Source organism: Photobacterium frigidiphilum (genome assembly GCF_003025615.1).
GTDB lineage: Bacteria > Pseudomonadota > Gammaproteobacteria > Enterobacterales > Vibrionaceae > Photobacterium > Photobacterium frigidiphilum.
Map to the genome: position 1 here is coordinate 37,814 of NZ_PYMJ01000015.1, position 18,080 is coordinate 55,893.

Consider the following 18,080-nt stretch of genomic DNA (forward strand, 5'->3'; position numbering starts at 1 on the left):
GCGCCTTTTGTCATTGGCTAAATGACGAATTACTTTTTAAGTGTCGTAATTTTTGCTTTGCCTTTGATTGCCTGGCGAAGACGTACACGACGCTCTGATGAACTTTGCTGCTCACTAGGGTTGTTTGTACGACCTTTACGATCCTTAAATGCTGCTTTTGTGTTCATTTTCTGAACGAAAGCATCACGATTTGTTGGTTCATAACCAAGAAGTTGCACACGGTGAATACGTTGACCAATAAGTTGTTCAACTTGAACCAGTGTCAATTCTTCTTCTTTACTAACGAAAGAGATGGCATGACCTTTAAGACCAGCACGACCAGTACGACCAATACGGTGAACATAATCTTCAGCTAGGAATGGCATGTCGAAATTGACAACGTGTGGCAGGGCTTGAATATCAAGACCACGAGCCGCAACTTCAGTCGCAACCATTACACGTGCTTTACCTTCTTTGAATTCATCGAGTGCACGACGACGAGCACTTTGTGCTTTATCACCGTGACAAAGAACAGCTTTGATGCCGTCTTTTTTAAGTTCTTTTACAAGTTCGTTAGCTGTTTCTTTGTAGTTAACGAAAACAAGCACTTGTTTCCAATTTTTCTTACCAATTAGCTCAGACAGTAGCTCACGCTTGCGTTCTTGATCAACAGGGTAAACAACGTGAGCAACAGTATCAGCCGTTGTATTCTCGCGATCGACCATGATGCGCTTAGGTTTACGGAGAATATCGCTTGCCAATGCATTCATTTGTTTTGAAGACGTAGCAGAGAACATCATGATTTGAGGGTTGCTATTCACTTCACCCATCACTTTACGCATGTCAGTAATGAAGCCCATATCTAGCATACGGTCAGCTTCATCGAAAACAAGGAATTCAATGTTAGTCAGTGATACATTTTTTAAATCAACGTGCTCGATTAGACGACCGGGTGTAGCAACAAGAATATCAACGCCTTTTTCTAGCGTTCTTTCTTGAGATGACATTTTAGTGCCACCGTAAATTGCAGCAGTCTTAAGATCGGTGTATTTCGTGTATTCAGCAATGTTCTGAGCAATTTGAGCGGCTAATTCACGTGTTGGTGCAAGAATAAGTGCACGAACATTAAAACGACCACGTGATTTTGGCTTTTCAAGGATTTGCTGAATAATCGGCAAAGAGAATGCTGCCGTTTTACCAGTACCTGTTTGTGCATTGGCAAGGATATCCGAACCACGACGTGCGTGAGGGATTGCTTGTGCTTGAATAGGTGTTAACTTCTCGTAACCACACTCAGTAAGTGCGCGTACAATTTCTGGAGAAAAATTTTGTGATGCAAATGACATTCTTTGTTCCTAAACAGTCGGCTGATGCCGATTACATTCATAAGCCTTAACGCTTATGAATGTAACCCATTAGCCAAAAAAAATTGGTCGCGTATTATAGATTATTAATTGTAGCCTGTGGGGACTAATTTTCTATCATCGTTGATTATTTAGCCAAAACTGCATTTTTAAAGTATTAAAGGTGTAAAAGATTTACCAAATGTTGTTGTTTTTCAATGGCAAAAGATTGTTATGTTTACTTTTCGCCCAACATAAATACTTTGATTGGTAATGAGAATCTTTATAGCGCGATTAAGAATTACTCACGTTGATAATATAATTGCGTATCCGATTGCATTAGAAAGGGCTGAATCTTGGAGTTTGGGTTTGATGGAGTTTATTGAAGAGACCTAAATTGGACTCTAGATAATAAAGCCGATACCCGCCAAATAGGTGAATTTGGCGGGTATCGGTTTTTTGTTTTACTTCGTGCTTTTACCTTGTTTTGATATTCCCAATAAACCAATGCCGAAAGCAGCTAACAGGCCAATAAAGGCGATGATCATATGGTGATGGTGAATCCAGTACATATTTGCTCCTTAGTAACCTGTTTTTTCAAGTTCTTTCGCTTTGTGGATCATAGGGGTAATGGTTGAGCCTTGAACAATAATCGAGAATACAACCACGGCATAAGTCATTAATACTATTATTTCTTTAACATCTATTTCTGGGCTGTACCCTGTTGCAATGCCTGATGGAATTGCCATCGCCATCGCTAGTGCTAAGCCACCACGTAAGCCACCCCAAGTAAGAATTTTGACGGATTCTGGGTTATACGTGCGGTATCGATTAAAGCCTAAATAAGCTATTTTTACACTGAGGTAACGACTGCACAGCACTAGTGGAATTGCGATAGCGACTGCAACAATATCGATATAATGAAAACTGAATGTCAGCATAATTAAACCGATTAACAAGAACAGAATGGCATTTAGCGTTTCATCTACCAGTTCCCATAAATGATTAAGTTGGTGGGATTCATCTTCAGCAATACTGTTACGTGTCCAGTTTCCAATCATGATGCCAGAAACAACCATAGCAAGCGGTGCAGATACCCCTAAGTGTTGACCTACAACATAACCACTGGTTGGAATTAGCATAGTGAGGATCAAGCGCATCATTCCGTCGTGTGAATGCTTGATTAAGTAGTGAAAAACAAAACCCAGTACTAAGCCGAACGTGATACCGCCTAATGCTTCATGAGTGAAAAGTGCAATTGTGCTAGATACAGTTGGTGTACTTTCACTAAAAGCGACTTCGAATAAAGTCACAAAAATGACTAAGCCAATACCATCATTAAATAATGATTCGCCTTCGATTTGAGTTGAAATTCGCTGTGGTGCGTTCATCTTTTTGACAATGGCTAATACAGCGATTGGGTCGGTAGGTGAAATAAGTGCACCAAATAAACAACAATGAATAAAGGCCATGTTGATGCCGACTAACGAGAAGAGTAGCCATAACACCGTACCAATGAAAAATGTCGAGAAAAGAGTACTGGCAAGTGCAAGAATGGTAATTTCGAATTTTTGATCTTTAAGGTGCGATAACTTTATATTTAATGCACCGCCAAAAAGTAGAAATCCAAGAACACCTTTTAACAAGAAGTCATCAAATTGAATGTTTTGAATTATGTTAATCAGCTCGTGTTCTTTATTGAGCGGAATGTAATTCATATTACTTAAAAACAGTAACGCAAGTGAGATGATGACAGACCAGCCTGTAATAGCGATGGTAGTTTGAAACTTCCCCACACGGTGGTTGAACATCGAGATGAAGACGGCAACTGCAGCGATAATGCAGATGGTGTCGTAGACTGACATGTATTATGTGCTCCTAATACTCTTAGGCTTTTCGTGAATTATTATTTACCTCAATTGTGGTGAAATATATGAGCATTGAGGTGTGGGTGCATATAATAGGCAATTTTGAATAATTCCCATCATTATGATTTTGTAAAGTAATGATGCGTAAATGGGTGTTGATGACGTGCTAGAAGTAATGTAGAAGCACGTCTTTTACCCTAAAGTGGTAGGTGTTTTTATATCTAGCTAAAATACGTTGGGTTTATCTGTGATGATATTATCAACACCCCATGCTGTAAACTTATCGACTTTCTTTGGGTCGTTTAAGGTCCAAATCATTAATGTTAACCCCATTTCTTTGATCGATTTAGCCTGTTTTTCATTGAGTATACGGTGATCAATATGAAGGCTATAAAGATCGAGCGGCTTAATCGTATCCAGCATATTGAATGGCTTATGCTCTGTAATAAAGCCTCGTCGTACTTCAGGATACAAAGCTTGACAGTGTGCCAATGCTGTTTTTGAAAAGCTTGAAAATAACAGTTTTTCGATCGGAAAGTTCAGGTGTTTAACCGTTTCCACTACCTTTTCAACCAAAGGCTTTACTTCATGCTCTTTATGAATTTTTATTTCGAGATTCATATTTAAATTATTTTCTTGGCAAGCAAGAAGGGCTTCTTCCAGTGTTGGTATCGTTTCGCCCTTGAATTCATTTGAAAACCAGCTGCCTGCATCTAATACCTTTAGTTCAGCAAGCGTTAAGTCACCCACGCGACCTTTACCATTGGTGCAACGTTTCACTGTTTTATCGTGAATGATGACAGGAATGTTATCCGCACTAAGCTGCGTATCTATTTCGATCCACTTAATACCAGATTCGACTGCTTTTTGAATGCCTGCAAGCGTATTTTCTGGCGCGAGTGCTGCCGCGCCACGGTGACCTGTAATCATAATGCTATCCAATAAAAGTTCAGGGTTTTCTTGTTTTCCGCTGTAAGTTTATAATTTTCACATGATGAATTACAATATTCATAGTGAGTGTGATGTTTTACACGCGTACTTGATTTTAACTTATTCAGAAAGCTTGGTGATGTTTGTGCCGAATTTGATTTAAGTCTTAGAGGTGTATGAAATGAATTCGGTACAAAACGAATTAACTCCTGACTGGAGTAATGTGGAATGGGTATTAACCGACGTTGATGACACACTAACATGGCAAGGTAAATTACCGCCAGAAACCTTGATTGCGTTGGCTGAATTACAGCAAGCCGGTATAAAAGTGGTGGCTGTTACGGGTGCTTGTGCAGGGTGGTGTGATCATATTGCTCAGCTATGGCCTATTGATGCAGTTCTTGGTGAAAATGGTGCATTCATTATGGAAAAGCTGGATGGTTATTTAACCCTGCGTGCCGATCGTACAATGAATGAAATAGAGCAACAGCAAGCGAAACTGAAGCAGCAAGTTCTCGCGATTTTAGCCGACTATCCAGATCTTAATTTAACACTCGATCAGTCATTCCGTTTATGCGAAGTCGCGATAGATATTGGGCAGAATCGACCGCGTGTTGATGATGCGATAATTGAAGAGGTGGTAGCTAAAATTCATGCGCTAGGCGCACATGCAACCGCCAGTTCGATTCATATTAATGCGTGGTATGGCGAGCATTCGAAGAAAGCGACGTCGTTACAATATTTAGCAGAAAAGGGATTATCAAAATACGAGATACTGAATCTGTCTTGTTATGTGGGTGATTCAATGAATGATCAGCTGATGTTTGAAGCTTTACCCAAAACAGTAGGGGTTGCTAATATACAACATTGCTGGGATAAGCTGAGTCATCACCCTTCTATCGTTATGAGTCAACCTGGTGGTTTTGGTTTTGCCGAGTTTGCCAAGCAGTTACTTGATATGAAACGTCGTTAACCGACAATTGCGCAAATTGTATGAACTATAAACGGATAGAAAAATACGCTATCCGTTTTTATTGCTCTTTGTTATTTAAGTGACCGTTAGCGCAGTACTTCTATGCCAATAGGCTTTGTATCTGAAGGCAGATTCCATTAGTATTCCCTTCTTGTTAGCGAGTTAGATGTTGAATTGTCAGTCTAGCTTTTATTGCCTATTGGTCTTATTGCAATGGCAGCTACGCTTATCTTTGAAACAAGGAACCTTGAATGAAACTCTCCATACTTGAACAACCACTTTATGACCACCTTTACCGTGACATTCATGAGTTTCGCAGTACTTTCGATTTAGATATTGAATCGCCAGAAACAATGAGCGACAAAAGCGATACCTTGCACACATCATTAGCCGTTGAAGAGCTAACTGAATTAGCAGAAGCTGATTCATTGGTTGAGCAAGCTGATGCGATTGTTGATTCAATTTATGTATTAATGGGACGCTTAGTTCATCTTGGCGAAAAGAAAGTAGAAGACAATATTGGTATTAGCTACCTTATTGATTTACTTCTTCAAGTCGCAGAACGTTTAGAGATCGATTTTGTAGCATGTTGGGATGAAGTGCATTCAAGCAACATGAGCAAAGTGTGCCGGAATGAATCTGAATTTACAGATACCCAAAAACATTATGCGACGCAAGGTGTAGAGCTTACGGGCAGCCAGAAAGGCGCTTACATCATTGCTAAATGTGCAAAAGATATTGATTTAAATGGTAAAATAATTCGTCAGGGTAAAGTGTTAAAATCTGTTTACTATCGTCCAGCGGATCTCGTTAAGTTAGTTGTTCGTTAATTCAACTATTAAATAACGCTGCTATTTCCTTCTACTTACTCATTTTGATGATAAGTAGAAGGCGTTTCTCTTTTATTTCTTCTTTAGGTATCTCTTCAAACCCCGTAAACTATCCAGCTAATTCTTCCCCAGTAATAAAACCATGTATTCACAAACGGTATCATCAGCGCCAATCTCTCAGTCTGAACTTGCTCGTCAGCTATTTAAAATGACATGGCCAATGCTATTTGGCGTACTCTCGTTGTTGAGTTTTCAGCTTGTTGATAGTGCGTTTATAGGTCAGCTCGGTGTACTACCTCTTGCTGCTCAAGGTTTTACCTTACCGATGCAAATGGTGATTATTGGTCTTCAAGTCGGTTTAGGTATTGCAACAACATCACTGATTTCTCGGGTGTTAGGGGCTAATGAACCAGAACGAGCCAAACAACTTGGTGGGTTAGTTGTGATAACGGGCGGCATTGGTGTATTTGCCATCTGCTGGCTTATTTGGTTACTTCGTGGCCCAGTATTAAACCTGCTTGATGCTCCTTTGAATGTTTACCCTGTTATTGATGCTTATTGGCCGGTATGGCTAGGCAGTTCTTGGACTGGGGCGATGCTTTATTTTGCTTACAGCCTGTGCCGTGCTAATGGCAATACGATGCTACCCGGCATCATGATGGTGGTAACCAGCATTTTGAATATGCTGCTGGATCCATTGTTTATTTTTACCTTTGATATGGGTTTAGTCGGGGCTGCATGGGCTACGATTGTCGCATTTGGTATCGGAATGCTGGCCGTTTTTCCCTTAGTCATTAAACGCCATTGGATGAGTTTTCAATTTGAAGGGCTCGATATTCCCGCATCAATAAAAGAGCTGGGTAATATAATGGCACCTGCAATGTTAAGTCAGTTATTACCACCTCTGTCTTCGATGTTTGCGACAAAATTAGTCGCCAGTTTTGGTGCGGCAACGGTTGCCGCATGGGCACTAGGCTCGCGGTTAGAATTTTTTTCTATTGTTGTGGTGTTAGCTCTCACTATGTCGATGCCCCCGATGGTCGGTCGAATGCTCGGCGAAAAAGACATTCATCGAATTAAAGCGTTGGTTAACATTAGTATTAAGTTTCTATTGGGCTGGCAGTTGGCCGTTGCAGCGGTATTGTTTATTGCTTCACCTTATTTAGCTGAACTGCTTACAAGTGAGGAATCAGTGAGAAGTGTGTTGCTCATACATCTGACTTGGGTGCCTATCAGTTTAGGCTCATTGGGTATTTGTATGTTGATGGTATCGATTTGTAATGCACTTGCATTGCCAATGCGTGCTTTATTGATTTCTGGTTTACGTCTATTTATCTGCTTCTTACCGATGCTATGGATTGGAATACAACTGTTGGGGTTAAATGGCTTATTCATCGGTGCGATGGTGGGCAACTTTGCTGCTGGCATTATGGCGTGGGTGCTTTACCAACAAGGTATTAACGTTGCTATTCGTAAGTACTGTACAGAATAATGTTTGAAGATTAGGTTTTTATTTATTAGAGAGCCGATGAGTTTTTTACTGTTGAGCTGCTAGTATGTGCTTAAAATAAATAACAAAATGACAAGAAAAAGGATTAGCCAATGAATACGTTCACTATTGACACCCAAACCATGCATTATGTGGATATAGGTGAAGGTCCTGTTCTCGTTTTAGGTCATAGCTATTTATGGGATAACAAAATGTGGGCACCTCAGTTAGAGGTATTAAGCCAGCATTATCGTTGTATTGTTCCAGATCTATGGAGCCATGGTCGCTCAGATGCAGCACCACAAAAAACGCAAAACTTACAAGATTATGCCCGCGATGTATTATGTTTGCTTGATCACCTTCAGATTGATTCATTCTCAATTATAGGTTTGTCTGTTGGTGGTATGTGGGGGGCAGAATTAGCGCTTATTGCACCAGAACGTACCAAGTCATTAGTATTAATGGATACCTTTATTGGTTTTGAGCCAGAAGTGATGCACGCGAAATATTTCGCAATGTTAGATGCTATTGCTCAGGTTCAACATGTTCCAGAACCAATGATAGATGTAATTACGCCAATGTTTTTTGCGCGTAATGCTGAACAAGCAAACCCAGCGCTTGTGGCAAAATTCCGAGAGCACTTATCATCAATCAAAGGTCAACAGGCTGTTGATGTAACCAATATTGGTCGTATGGTGTTTGGTCGTCGTGATACGTTTGATGATGTTGAACAATTAACCTTACCAACGCTAGTTGTTGTTGGTGTACAAGATATGCCACGTCCTCCGCTAGAATCTCAGCTTATGCATGATGCGATTGATGGCAGCCAGTTCTTTATTGTGCAAGATGCTGGTCATATTTGTAACTTAGAACAGCCAGCGGTTGTTACTGAGAAGCTATTAAGCTTTATGAATGATGTGCACGCCTAGTTTTCTATAAACGTCTAAAGTACATATAAGAGATAAGCAAGCGCAGCGACTAGTTATCGCTGCGTTTTTCATTCTGGTTATGCTGATTGGGTGTAATTAGGCTTATTTCGAATCAGAAAGCGGGATAAAGAAGGCAAAGACCCACGCTGGACCAATTAATAAAAATTGTAAATCTTCGAAAAACGACGGCTTTTTCCCTTCAATTTTGTGCCCAATAAACTGTAAAATCCACAAAGCAATAAATAGGCCTAAGCTAAGGCTTAATATATTGATGTTCAGCTGGAAAAGTATCTCTATACCGATCACACAAGCAAGAGTAAACAAAGACATGATGGTAAATACTTTCCGTGATAATCCGTAGTAGAAGAAAAGAACAGGCATCAGTATTAACCATAGCCACTCAATGTCTACGCCAGAAAACCGGAATGACGGTAAGCACCAGATTAGCCCTACAATTGAAAAATAAATGCCCGGTACCGCAACTTTGTGAATGCGTTGGTTCGTTTTGTTCTGGTGACTTGCGCCATATTCAGTGAACCATTGTTCAAGTGTTTTCATTCATTCCCTATTTAGCAAGCTATTCGCATATAACGAGATTATATACCCAAGTTATCGAAAGGTGGACGTTTCTGGTTAGTGGTCTTTAATTAGAGGAAGGCTTTTTCTGGGAGAGCAACAATGATACGGGCATTATTTATCACCTTACTGTTTTTACTACCTTTTACCACGCAAGCGACAACGAGCAGTGCTCAGGCTAATAATGATTCAAGGCAAAACACCAGTACCAAGATGCACGGCAATACTGAAAGTCGTCAATTAGAAGATGCACAGAAAAAAAGTGCAGTAACTAAAAACTTAAAAGCAGTTAATGTGAATTCGGCATCTGCGAAAGATCTGGCGGCTTCACTACCTGGCATTGGAGATGCGAAAGCGAAAGCAATTGTTGATTACCGTAAAAAGAATGGGAAGTTTAAATCAGCAAGTGATTTAGCTAAAGTACCGGGGTTAGGTGATAAAAGTGTGGGAAATATGAAGAAATACCTGAAGTATTAATGTTTAGTTATCTGTTTAGAATGAAAAACGCATCAGATTATAAGTAACCTGATGCGTTTCATTCAATTAGCTAAGCGGAGCCGTGTTGGGTGCATGCGATATTACACGGCTACTTTTAATTTGCTTGTATACGTTCGTTATAATACTTGTACACGGTCTACTTCGATTTCAGGGGTATTTCCACCTTCGTATTCACCAAACAAGCGTACTCTTGTTGTTGCATCAATTGCTTGTGGTAAATGAATATCATCATCTAGTTCAACTTGAATTTCTTTCGTACCATCACTAAAAATAAATGTATCTGCATTAATTTGTTTAATCAACTTACCTTCAACAACTGCATTTCGTTCTGTAAACATGCTTGTGCTGTCGAGTAGTTCGGCAACGGTTACCGTATCAATCGGGCCTGAGTAAGAAATAACAGCGCCTTTCTGTTCATTATGATCGCCTGCAAAAGCGAGTGTTGGAACTAAGATCATTGCAGATGCGATTGCGATAACAGTATTTTTTACAGAAATTAATTTAGTCATGAGTTCGTCTCCTTGTTTTGATGTTGCTATTAAACAACACTTCAACTGAACCATTCGTGAGGCTGCTATTCAGATTTCGTTCATAAAGCATTTATTTAGATATTATTTGCTAATGGGTAGGTGAAAAATAATAAATGCACCATGTTAAAACCAAAGTGAATAGCAATCGCGTAACTTAACTTTCCTGACCAGTAATAGGTCAAACCATAAAGAAGACCTGCCAAACTTGCGACAACAATGAATAATGGGCCGCCCGAAAAATGTGCAGCACCAAATAAAAGGCTTGCTATCCCAATACCAATAATGGGGTTAAAACGTTGAGTCAGTAATCGCTGAATGTAGCCACGAAAGAGTGCTTCTTCTGCAACACAGGTGAATAGCAGGTTGTTTAATGCAAATACCCACCACCAACTAGGCACTGATAATTCAGGTTTTACCAGATTTAACACGAGTGGAACCACTGGCAATAAAATGAAGCTAATGGCTAATATTGATATGTGTTTTGAAGAAAGTATGTTCCGTTTTCCCAACATAGTTGGTACTAACAGTAATAAACCAAAGAAGATCATCGGATTATCTAAGTTCAAATAAAGCGTAAAGGGAATACTTTCGGGGCCTGTAATAACCTTATCAAGTACTAATAGGTTATTGAACCCAGGTATAAGATGTAATACCAAGGCTAGACACCACATAACAACCAAGCAGTGGCATGCTACTTTCCATTTGCCCTTAGCTTCTTTTGCTAGTGCCGAAACTATTAACCCAGCGGTAATGGCTAATACACCCACGAAATTTACGTTGGCGAAATATAAAGCACTGGCAAAAGTGATAACAAGAAGATGTAGCCAGTATCGAGGCTGAATAAATGCGGTAATAACGGTAGCACCAAGCAGTAACCAAGTTATTGCTTCAGGTAATAATTCGTTGGGAAAAAACATAAGTAATCAATGTGTTAGTGTAAGGATGTAAATGATAACAATTTTCTTTCTAATGTGAAGCATTTAGATTATATAAATCATTTAACTGTCAGACTTTTTGTATCTTAGGTAGCTTGGGTATAAGTAAAAAGTAGGGGCATTTATTAACGGTATTCTCTGATAACAAAGCATACATTCTTGAGCTAAACAGATAACATATTGATGTGATTAAGCGATGAGAAAATAAATCCGTGAGCATTCAAGATGATTTTCAAGGAATAGAACTTATATTAGGTGGTGCTAGGTCGGGTAAAAGTAGCCTTGCTGAGGCGCTTGCAAAATCATCAGGCCTTACTGTTACCTATGTTGCAACAGCAACTGCGGGTGATGATGAAATGACGGCTCGAATTCAACAGCATAAAGAGCAGCGCCCCCATCAATGGCCAGTAATAGAAGAGCCATTATGTTTAGCTGAGGTTATTCGTACCCACAGTAAAAAGGGCACATGTTTATTAATCGATTGTTTAACACTCTGGCTAACGAATTGCCTATTTGGCACAGTTGAACAACCTGAGTATAACGATCATCATAAGACCGTCGGCTGGTCTGATCGAAAGGCAGATTTTTTAAAGGCACTGGTTGAAGCCGAAGGGCGTGTTATTCTGGTCAGTAATGAAGTAGGACAAGGCATTGTACCTCTTGGTGAAGTATCAAGGCGCTTTGTTGACGAGAGTGGCTGGTTGCATCAAGCCATCGCAAAACAAGCTGATCGCGTTGTATTTGTAACTGCAGGCTTACCTCAAGTGTTGAAAGGACCTGCGTTAAATTAGCTTTCTAGTATCAACAGAGTTTGTGTCAGTAATGAGTGCAATGTAGTTATACCCAAGTCACCTCAAGGAGATGTAGAACATGACAACACAACAGACACGAATTGATATATTACGTCATGGGTTACCTGAAGGAGATGGTTGTTTAAGAGGGCATACTGATTTTCCAATTACCTCGACAGGTTTAATTCAAATGGCAACGGCAATTGCTGATCTTGATAGTGTTGATGTGGTCGTTACTTCTTCGTTGCAGCGATGCAGTGATTTTGCCCAACAAACTGCCAATCAGCACTCTGTTCCTCTTCATCAGCTCGATTGCTGGAAAGAAATGGATTTTGGCAACTGGGACGGGCAATTACAGAAAACGTTATGGCAAGATCATCATGAAGCCTTAACTCGCTATTGGCAAAACCCTTGGTTAGAAACTCCACACGGTGGCGAAGCATTAGTGGATTTCGACAAACGGATTCATCAAGCTTGGTTAGATTTAGTTGAACAGCACAAAGGTAAAAAAATACTTCTGGTATCGCATTCAGGTGTAATGCGACAGCTGATGCGTATTTTATTAGAAATGCCAGAAAATGCGAGTTATCTACACCGCATTCAGCTGCCTTATGCTGCACGTTACCGTGTCACTATTTTTCACGATAAACAAGGAAAAGATTGGCCTCAGATCCAATGGCCAACACAGCAACAATTTTAGATTTTTAGTATTATGTACCAATTTACTACTCGTATTAACGAGCGCTTTCATTATATATGCTGAAAATAAAACCCAAATATTAAACGAATACATAATGAGAAACAGATGCAACTAACCACACAAGCATTAATGGTTCAGGGAACAACATCAGACGCAGGTAAAAGCGTACTTACAGCGGGTTTATGCCGTGTACTTGCGTGTCAATGGTCACTAATGCTCCCTTATGCCGAGCATCTTGAAATGTTCACAATCTCACCCTGGGAAATTAAATTGTATCAATTATTTAATGATCAATAATTTTAGTAACCTATGCATTATTTGTTGAGGTTGGTCTATAAAATAGTGGGCAGTCATAGTTATATCAATTACATTAATTAACTTTACCAATTCTATCCATGCACTGGAGCATAAGTTTTTCACTAAATCGACTTGTGCTATAAAATCACACCAAGCACGACTGCATTTATCTACAATATCGTCATAACCAGTGAAAGCTTGATTGGCCAATTTATGCTGCCTCAGCCAGCTCCATACTTGCTCTATAGGGTTTAACTCTGGCGAGTATGGTGGAAGTTTTATTATTGTAAGATTGGAAGATTCAGCCGATGTGTCTGTCGTATGCCAACCTGCACCATCCATAATTATGACAGCGTGTCTTCCTAATGGTGTCGCTTTTGATATGAGAGCTAGATGCTCGATGATCACTTCTTTATTCGTCCATGGGGCATTGATAGCCTCTGTTTGTCCTGTTGAGGGGCAGACTGCACCAAATAGATAAGTGTATTCAAATTGTTGCTGCTTAATGGTTCGCGGGAGAGAGCCTTTTTCCGCCCCTACTCGTGTTGTCGTATTTTGTTGGCCAAATCGAGCTTCATCCTGAAGCCAAGCATCGACTTGCTCAAGTGAGATATGGCCTTGGATGTTACGGATTGTTTCCAGCTGGAAGTTTTTTAAAAGCGTCTTGATGCTCTTCAGGTTGTTTTGCGTGCTTTGACCGGCTAGTTATCCAGAAAAAGTTTAATTGATGCAAGAGTCGATATACATTACTAATCTTAAAATGGACATCAAAATGATTGGTGATATATCGCTGTATATCAATAGTATGTAATCGGCCACCATCAGGGTACTTTTCCGCCTGGCTAATATGACTTTTTAGTTGTTTGAGTTGAGCATCGGTTAATGCTATTGGTCTTCCAGAGCGGCGTTTCTCCACTAAGCTACCAAGCTCAGCATTAAGATACTTACTCACCCAAATATTGACACTACGACTACGGACTTTTAGATATTGTGCTATCTCAGTGCGAGATTTCCTTTTGAGGAAATGCATAATGGCAAGATAGCGAATACGAAGTCGCTCATTTGTAGTTTTGTGAGCAAGCTATCTAATGAAAGATATGTCGACCATAGCTGTAGTGTCGTTGATGAACAGTACAATAATTAGATCATATAATTAATGTAATAGGTATTACTCTTCACTCGAGACTACAACAGAGGCTGTTTTTTATTAACTGAATCAATTCATTAATGTCTAAATTAGAAAAACCACTAACATGTTTTTTCCACAGAGCGCCAGTACGATCTCGGATATCACTAATTCGCTCCATTATATATGGAATCAAAATTACTACAATCTACATAACTATTGACTAGATAATCATGCAATTTTGTTAGAGTAAGCTAACCTATAAAATGTCGCTTTAATATTTGATATGATTATTTCCTTATAGTTTTAATATTAGAAAATATGAGTTGTAGTTATTATCCTGATTTTAAAGATACTTTAGTGGTAATTATGTGATGGGAGGTTACCTATGCAACAAAATACTGCACTTAAGCGATAGTATATAAAGCAGATTTTAAATGTCGATTCTTTAGCAAGAGTTCGGGAGATAAAAATGAGTGAGAGTAAATGTATAATTTTACGCACTAAAAACATTTTGGTTCCTACCATGGATAACCTTGGTTCTTTTATAAAGGAGAAGGCGTTTAACTTACCTTCTGATGATATAGAGTTGATTGAAGCCGAACTATCAACTCGTGAGCGTAGAGATTTACGCCGAGATCCACGTGTTCGCGCTATTGCTCCGCCTATGCCATTAAAATTAATAAACCCAGTTGAAAAAAAAGATATAGATATGGGCATATTGTCTTCTTCAACATGGGGGATTCAAGCTGTTCGGGCTTCTGAGTCTCCTTACGATGGCTCAGGCATCACTGTAGCGATTCTAGATACAGGAATTGACTCAACGCATCCTGCATTTAATGGTATTTCGCTTGTTCAACGAAACTTTACGTCTGAGGAAGATGCCGATATTCATGGGCATGGCACTCATTGTGCTGGGACAATTTTCGGGCGTGATGTCGAGGGAATAAGGATTGGAGTTGCTCAGGGTGTAAACCGAGCGGTAATTGGTAAAGTACTTGGTGACGGTGGTGGGTCGTCCGCTACGATTGCTCAAGCAATACAGTGGGCTATTTCAGAAAGAGCAAACATTATTTCAATGTCTTTGGGTATTGATTTCCCTGGCTACGTAGATTTATTGGTAAATACTTACGGATACGATATAAACCCTGTCACATCAATGGCGTTGGAAGCATATCGTCAAAACATAAATCTTTTTACAGAATTAGCACGGTTTGTGGAAACACAAAGTGCTTTTGGTGATGGAATCGTAATAGTTGCTGCTTCAGGCAATGAAAGTAAAAGGCCTGATTATGAAATTGCAGTGGCACCTCCTGCTGCTGGAACAGGAATTATTGCTGTGGGAGCGTTAGGTGAAGTGGATACTGGATTCAAAGAGGCAACTTTCTCAAATAATCAGGTTGATGTCTCCGCTCCTGGAGTAGGTGTTGTGTCTGCTGCACTCGGTGGAGGGCTAACTAGTATGAGCGGTACAAGTATGGCAACACCTCATGTGGCAGGTATTGCGGCTTTGTGGGCACAGCGTCAGCGTAAAATGAATGGTAGTGTTGAAAGTCGCTCTCTAATAGCTCAAATTATTGCCAGTGGGACAACAGACACCCTTGAGCCAAATATTGAAGAAGAGGATGTAGGTACAGGTATTGTACAAGCTCCACATTCCTAACCCTTCGCTGGCTATTTTTAAGTGGTTAAGTTAAATTTGCCATTGTTAATTTTTTGTATTATGAGGCTGTAATATGTTTACAGTTTGATACAGCAGAATTGATTTTACCCTAGTTGAGTGAATAGATATTCAAGACGGTACAGGCCTACTACAGCTAGGAAAGAAACTTATTCGCCTATCATCATCTATAAAAAACTGGTGGAATAATGTTTGGGGAGGATAGACAAATAGTCGAAGTTATCGAAAGTATTAATAAGCTTCAACAAGTGGTAATTTCTGGAGTGGCAGTTTATGCTGCTAAAGAATTGTATCAATTCGTTAAAACGTATTATTGTGACAAGCGATCTCATAAAGAGGCGTTTATTGATTTTATTGTAGAACTAACCTATGTAAAAGAAAGTGTAGAATTAATGACTAGCAATGAAACCATTGGGAAAATACTAGAAATAGGTAAGTCAAAGTACCCAAGGTGTGTTGTGAGTGTAGTGTTAAATATAAGTATTTATCAGAATATGATGAATCATCGCCACAAGTTTGGGCATGACCAACTTATTTTACTCACCAAGATAACAGAGAAGACCGAGCAGTTTTACAATTACTATAAATTACTCGGTACTGACATGTTTGGAGAATTACCTACAGAAAGAAAAAAACAAACAGTTAAAGTTTTTAAAAACTTGGGGGGGGATTTATTAGTTCTTGTTAAGGAACTCTATATGGATGAAAAATTCCTGGAAAAAGCAAAATGTGATGGGGTAGAAGAGCAATTTAATAAACTTAAACCATTGCCTTTTATTTTAGATGATTATTGCTAGGTATTTAGTATTACCAATACTACATATTTCGAATGTTAGGTAATTAACATTATGTTAATTACCTAAATATGAATGAAGTAATGTTAAACGAAAGCTATATTTAAATTGTTAGTAACCATTACTAATGGAACAATGATTGTACAAAATCTTTGCCTATTATGTGATTGGAGGTAATGGACCTAGCATATTAATACTCCTTATAGAATTGATTTAAATGCTTATACATAACAACTATAGCACAAGTACTTATAGAAAGTCTTTAGAACACCTGTATGGAATACTACTCATAAAGTGACTTCATACCTATAAGTAACCGCTAGGTACTGCAGTTAATTATTAAATTGTCAGTATTATTCAGACTAGTGTTATTATTGTCTTTTTTGTTTTATTTGATTGATATATAAAGTTTTTATTGTTGAATGCAATTAGTGCTATCTGAGCGTAAGTCCAGGACTCGTTCTTCTCTGCTGTTTTGTTCAGTTCTTTAGCACGCTGTTTTTTAGTGCTCATATGGGGAGCTTTTTTCCGAAGGATGCTGAAATGTTAAACTTAATTACTTTTAGAAAGATACTAGCAGTAGCGTTTTTTTCGATGTCAATCCTGCTGGTTGGGTGCAGTTCATCAGCCCCCAACCCAAAACCGTTTGAAGCATTTCAAAAATCATCCCTTACCCTCCGAGAGGGAACCAACCAAGCTATGGATGTGCTCATTCCTCAGCGACTATCTCGCTCTAAAAGGGAGACGGAAGACTCAATGGAAGAAATTGGAAAGTCTCACCTTTTGAAATTAAAATCAAGAGAATCAGAAAACAGATTTATGTTCGAAAATCTGCCAGCTTATCTAATGTATGAAAACTATAAGGTAGCATTGTGGGATCTTACATCTGCAATGGTTGGCTATACCTCCATGTTGCATCAGCTAGCTACTTCAGAAACGCTGACAGAAGAAGAATTAACCGTAATGGCAACAGAGTTAAATGCTAATGCTTTTTCAGGGCTAGTCGCCTTGGATGGTTCGCTTGGTGAGCAAAGCGCTGAAAATATTGGCATTGTATCTACGGTTGTCGTTAGTGCTTTTAAAGAGTACTTAGCTCAGAAGCGCAAAAAGCGAGTAGTTTCGATAATTGAAGACAATCATGAGCATGTTGTCGCTTTTTCAAAGCACCTGTCTTTAGCCCTTAATACTATTTTGGAAGCAAGTTATTCTGAGTACGATTCGTCTTCTGAACTATTGTCTGATCATATTGGTGAACAAATACAACACACTAAAGGTGACCCTGACATTGGCAGCTATATTGACCAATGGATTAAATTGAACCAGGATTATTATATGCATGTACAAAGCTTGAAAGCGCTAAATAAAGGGGCTCTTGCTTTTCCATTGGCACATCAATCATTAGTCAATGCGGCAGAGAGTGAAACATCCGGTTTAGATGCTGTAACTGAGTTGATAGTACAAGGGCAAAAGCTGAAATCGTTAGCAAACACTTTAGGAAATAATAACAAAAACACATTAATCAACTTGGAAATTGAGCCAATAGAGTCTGAGGCATTAGCACTCGAATATGATGCGAACAAAGCTAGATACAATGCCTCTATAGCCCAAGCCCAAGCCGTGTCAGCTCGTATTTCTGCCAACGCTAATCCTAATGTGATCGACAAGCAAGATAAAGCGAAGGAGCTAGAGGAAATTGCTTCTTCACTGTTAGAGATAGCAACGAAAAAAGAAGAAGCTGCAAAATCAATGCGTGAAGCGGTTGATGGTCTTAAAAAAGCATCCACTACTCTAGTCACTCAATAGAAAGGTCG

General features: G+C 39.3%; 17 protein-coding genes and 1 pseudogene. 11 read left to right on the plus strand and 7 right to left on the minus strand.

The annotated features are described in order from the left end of the window. Positions 1-29 precede the first annotated feature (29 nt). From C9J12_RS15285 to C9J12_RS15295, 3 genes are all read right to left on the minus strand, one after another. On the minus strand, positions 30-1,325 hold the full coding sequence (locus tag C9J12_RS15285; protein ID WP_107243501.1) for a DEAD/DEAH box helicase: 1,296 nt from the start codon (positions 1,323-1,325) through the stop codon (positions 30-32). A gap of 578 nt (positions 1,326-1,903) precedes the next feature. Further along, complete coding sequence (locus C9J12_RS15290; protein ID WP_107243502.1) at positions 1,904-3,187, minus strand: cation:proton antiporter; 1,284 nt, start codon at positions 3,185-3,187, stop codon at positions 1,904-1,906. Positions 3,188-3,415: 228 nt separating this feature from the next. Then, the gene (locus C9J12_RS15295; RefSeq protein ID WP_107243503.1) at positions 3,416-4,120 is read right to left on the minus strand and encodes a glycerophosphoryl diester phosphodiesterase; all 705 of its coding nucleotides are present in this window, start codon (positions 4,118-4,120) and stop codon (positions 3,416-3,418) included. A 181-nt stretch (positions 4,121-4,301) separates the two neighbouring features. Between C9J12_RS15295 and C9J12_RS15300 the strand changes: the two genes are divergently transcribed. The 4 genes from C9J12_RS15300 to C9J12_RS15315 all read left to right on the plus strand — a co-directional run bounded on the left by C9J12_RS15300 (position 4,302) and on the right by C9J12_RS15315 (position 8,341). Next, complete coding sequence (locus C9J12_RS15300; RefSeq protein WP_107243504.1) at positions 4,302-5,093, plus strand: HAD-IIB family hydrolase; 792 nt, start codon at positions 4,302-4,304, stop codon at positions 5,091-5,093. Positions 5,094-5,344: 251 nt separating this feature from the next. Then, positions 5,345-5,923 carry a nucleoside triphosphate pyrophosphohydrolase family protein gene (locus C9J12_RS15305; RefSeq protein WP_107243505.1) on the plus strand — a complete coding sequence of 193 codons (579 nt, stop codon included), beginning with the start codon at positions 5,345-5,347 and terminating at the stop codon, positions 5,921-5,923. 142 nt (positions 5,924-6,065) lie between these two features. Beyond that, positions 6,066-7,415 carry an MATE family efflux transporter gene (locus C9J12_RS15310; protein ID WP_107243506.1) on the plus strand — a complete coding sequence of 450 codons (1,350 nt, stop codon included), beginning with the start codon at positions 6,066-6,068 and terminating at the stop codon, positions 7,413-7,415. A gap of 110 nt (positions 7,416-7,525) precedes the next feature. Then, entirely contained in the window at positions 7,526-8,341 is an 816-nt protein-coding gene (locus C9J12_RS15315) for an alpha/beta fold hydrolase (RefSeq protein ID WP_107243507.1), read from the plus strand. A gap of 102 nt (positions 8,342-8,443) precedes the next feature. On the opposite strand, the gene C9J12_RS15320 is transcribed toward C9J12_RS15315, so the two are convergent. Next, positions 8,444-8,899 carry an Mpo1 family 2-hydroxy fatty acid dioxygenase gene (locus C9J12_RS15320; protein WP_107243508.1) on the minus strand — a complete coding sequence of 152 codons (456 nt, stop codon included), beginning with the start codon at positions 8,897-8,899 and terminating at the stop codon, positions 8,444-8,446. A gap of 120 nt (positions 8,900-9,019) precedes the next feature. On the opposite strand from C9J12_RS15320, the gene C9J12_RS31415 reads away from it, so the two are divergent. Next, positions 9,020-9,394 (plus strand): ComEA family DNA-binding protein, encoded by a 375-nt coding sequence (locus C9J12_RS31415; protein WP_107243509.1) that lies wholly within the window; start codon positions 9,020-9,022, stop codon positions 9,392-9,394. 137 nt (positions 9,395-9,531) lie between these two features. On the opposite strand, the gene C9J12_RS15330 is transcribed toward C9J12_RS31415, so the two are convergent. Then, positions 9,532-9,924 (minus strand): YgiW/YdeI family stress tolerance OB fold protein, encoded by a 393-nt coding sequence (locus C9J12_RS15330; protein ID WP_107243510.1) that lies wholly within the window; start codon positions 9,922-9,924, stop codon positions 9,532-9,534. Between the two features lie 95 nt (positions 9,925-10,019). Then, a complete protein-coding gene (locus tag C9J12_RS15335; RefSeq protein ID WP_107243511.1) occupies positions 10,020-10,862 on the minus strand; it encodes a CPBP family intramembrane glutamic endopeptidase in 843 nt (280 codons plus the stop codon). Positions 10,863-11,092: 230 nt separating this feature from the next. Here C9J12_RS15335 and cobU point away from each other — a divergent pair, with 230 nt between their 5' ends. The 3 genes from cobU to C9J12_RS15350 all read left to right on the plus strand — a co-directional run bounded on the left by cobU (position 11,093) and on the right by C9J12_RS15350 (position 12,668). Beyond that, positions 11,093-11,671 carry a bifunctional adenosylcobinamide kinase/adenosylcobinamide-phosphate guanylyltransferase gene (gene cobU, locus C9J12_RS15340; protein ID WP_107243512.1) on the plus strand — a complete coding sequence of 193 codons (579 nt, stop codon included), beginning with the start codon at positions 11,093-11,095 and terminating at the stop codon, positions 11,669-11,671. A 79-nt stretch (positions 11,672-11,750) separates the two neighbouring features. Then, on the plus strand, positions 11,751-12,371 hold the full coding sequence (locus C9J12_RS15345; RefSeq protein ID WP_107243513.1) for a histidine phosphatase family protein: 621 nt from the start codon (positions 11,751-11,753) through the stop codon (positions 12,369-12,371). 105 nt (positions 12,372-12,476) lie between these two features. Next, complete coding sequence (locus C9J12_RS15350) at positions 12,477-12,668, plus strand: hypothetical protein (protein WP_107243514.1); 192 nt, start codon at positions 12,477-12,479, stop codon at positions 12,666-12,668. A gap of 87 nt (positions 12,669-12,755) precedes the next feature. On the opposite strand, the pseudogene C9J12_RS15355 reads toward C9J12_RS15350, so the two are convergent. Next, a pseudogene (locus C9J12_RS15355) lies at positions 12,756-13,716 on the minus strand (IS630 family transposase); the annotation flags it as partial. 550 nt (positions 13,717-14,266) lie between these two features. Here C9J12_RS15355 and C9J12_RS15360 point away from each other — a divergent pair. From C9J12_RS15360 to C9J12_RS15370, 3 genes are all read left to right on the plus strand, one after another. Continuing rightward, positions 14,267-15,457 carry a S8 family peptidase gene (locus C9J12_RS15360; protein ID WP_107243515.1) on the plus strand — a complete coding sequence of 397 codons (1,191 nt, stop codon included), beginning with the start codon at positions 14,267-14,269 and terminating at the stop codon, positions 15,455-15,457. Positions 15,458-15,663: 206 nt separating this feature from the next. Next, complete coding sequence (locus C9J12_RS15365) at positions 15,664-16,272, plus strand: hypothetical protein (protein ID WP_107243516.1); 609 nt, start codon at positions 15,664-15,666, stop codon at positions 16,270-16,272. Between the two features lie 540 nt (positions 16,273-16,812). Further along, positions 16,813-18,072 (plus strand): hypothetical protein, encoded by a 1,260-nt coding sequence (locus C9J12_RS15370; RefSeq protein ID WP_146150090.1) that lies wholly within the window; start codon positions 16,813-16,815, stop codon positions 18,070-18,072. Positions 18,073-18,080: the final 8 nt, after the last annotated feature.

Bases quoted from the DNA above. Each gene is read 5' to 3' on its own strand.
- C9J12_RS15285 (WP_107243501.1), bottom strand. From the start codon at position 1,325: ATGTCATTTGCATCACAAAATTTTTCTCCAGAAATTGTACGCGCACTT.
- C9J12_RS15290 (WP_107243502.1), bottom strand. From the start codon at position 3,187: ATGTCAGTCTACGACACCATCTGCATTATCGCTGCAGTTGCCGTCTTC.
- C9J12_RS15295 (WP_107243503.1), bottom strand. From the start codon at position 4,120: ATGATTACAGGTCACCGTGGCGCGGCAGCACTCGCGCCAGAAAATACG.
- C9J12_RS15300 (WP_107243504.1), top strand. From the start codon at position 4,302: ATGAATTCGGTACAAAACGAATTAACTCCTGACTGGAGTAATGTGGAA.
- C9J12_RS15305 (WP_107243505.1), top strand. From the start codon at position 5,345: ATGAAACTCTCCATACTTGAACAACCACTTTATGACCACCTTTACCGT.
- C9J12_RS15310 (WP_107243506.1), top strand. From the start codon at position 6,066: ATGTATTCACAAACGGTATCATCAGCGCCAATCTCTCAGTCTGAACTT.
- C9J12_RS15315 (WP_107243507.1), top strand. From the start codon at position 7,526: ATGAATACGTTCACTATTGACACCCAAACCATGCATTATGTGGATATA.
- C9J12_RS15320 (WP_107243508.1), bottom strand. From the start codon at position 8,899: ATGAAAACACTTGAACAATGGTTCACTGAATATGGCGCAAGTCACCAG.
- C9J12_RS31415 (WP_107243509.1), top strand. From the start codon at position 9,020: ATGATACGGGCATTATTTATCACCTTACTGTTTTTACTACCTTTTACC.
- C9J12_RS15330 (WP_107243510.1), bottom strand. From the start codon at position 9,924: ATGACTAAATTAATTTCTGTAAAAAATACTGTTATCGCAATCGCATCT.
- C9J12_RS15335 (WP_107243511.1), bottom strand. From the start codon at position 10,862: ATGTTTTTTCCCAACGAATTATTACCTGAAGCAATAACTTGGTTACTG.
- C9J12_RS15345 (WP_107243513.1), top strand. From the start codon at position 11,751: ATGACAACACAACAGACACGAATTGATATATTACGTCATGGGTTACCT.
- C9J12_RS15350 (WP_107243514.1), top strand. From the start codon at position 12,477: ATGCAACTAACCACACAAGCATTAATGGTTCAGGGAACAACATCAGAC.
- C9J12_RS15360 (WP_107243515.1), top strand. From the start codon at position 14,267: ATGAGTGAGAGTAAATGTATAATTTTACGCACTAAAAACATTTTGGTT.
- C9J12_RS15365 (WP_107243516.1), top strand. From the start codon at position 15,664: ATGTTTGGGGAGGATAGACAAATAGTCGAAGTTATCGAAAGTATTAAT.
- C9J12_RS15370 (WP_146150090.1), top strand. From the start codon at position 16,813: ATGTTAAACTTAATTACTTTTAGAAAGATACTAGCAGTAGCGTTTTTT.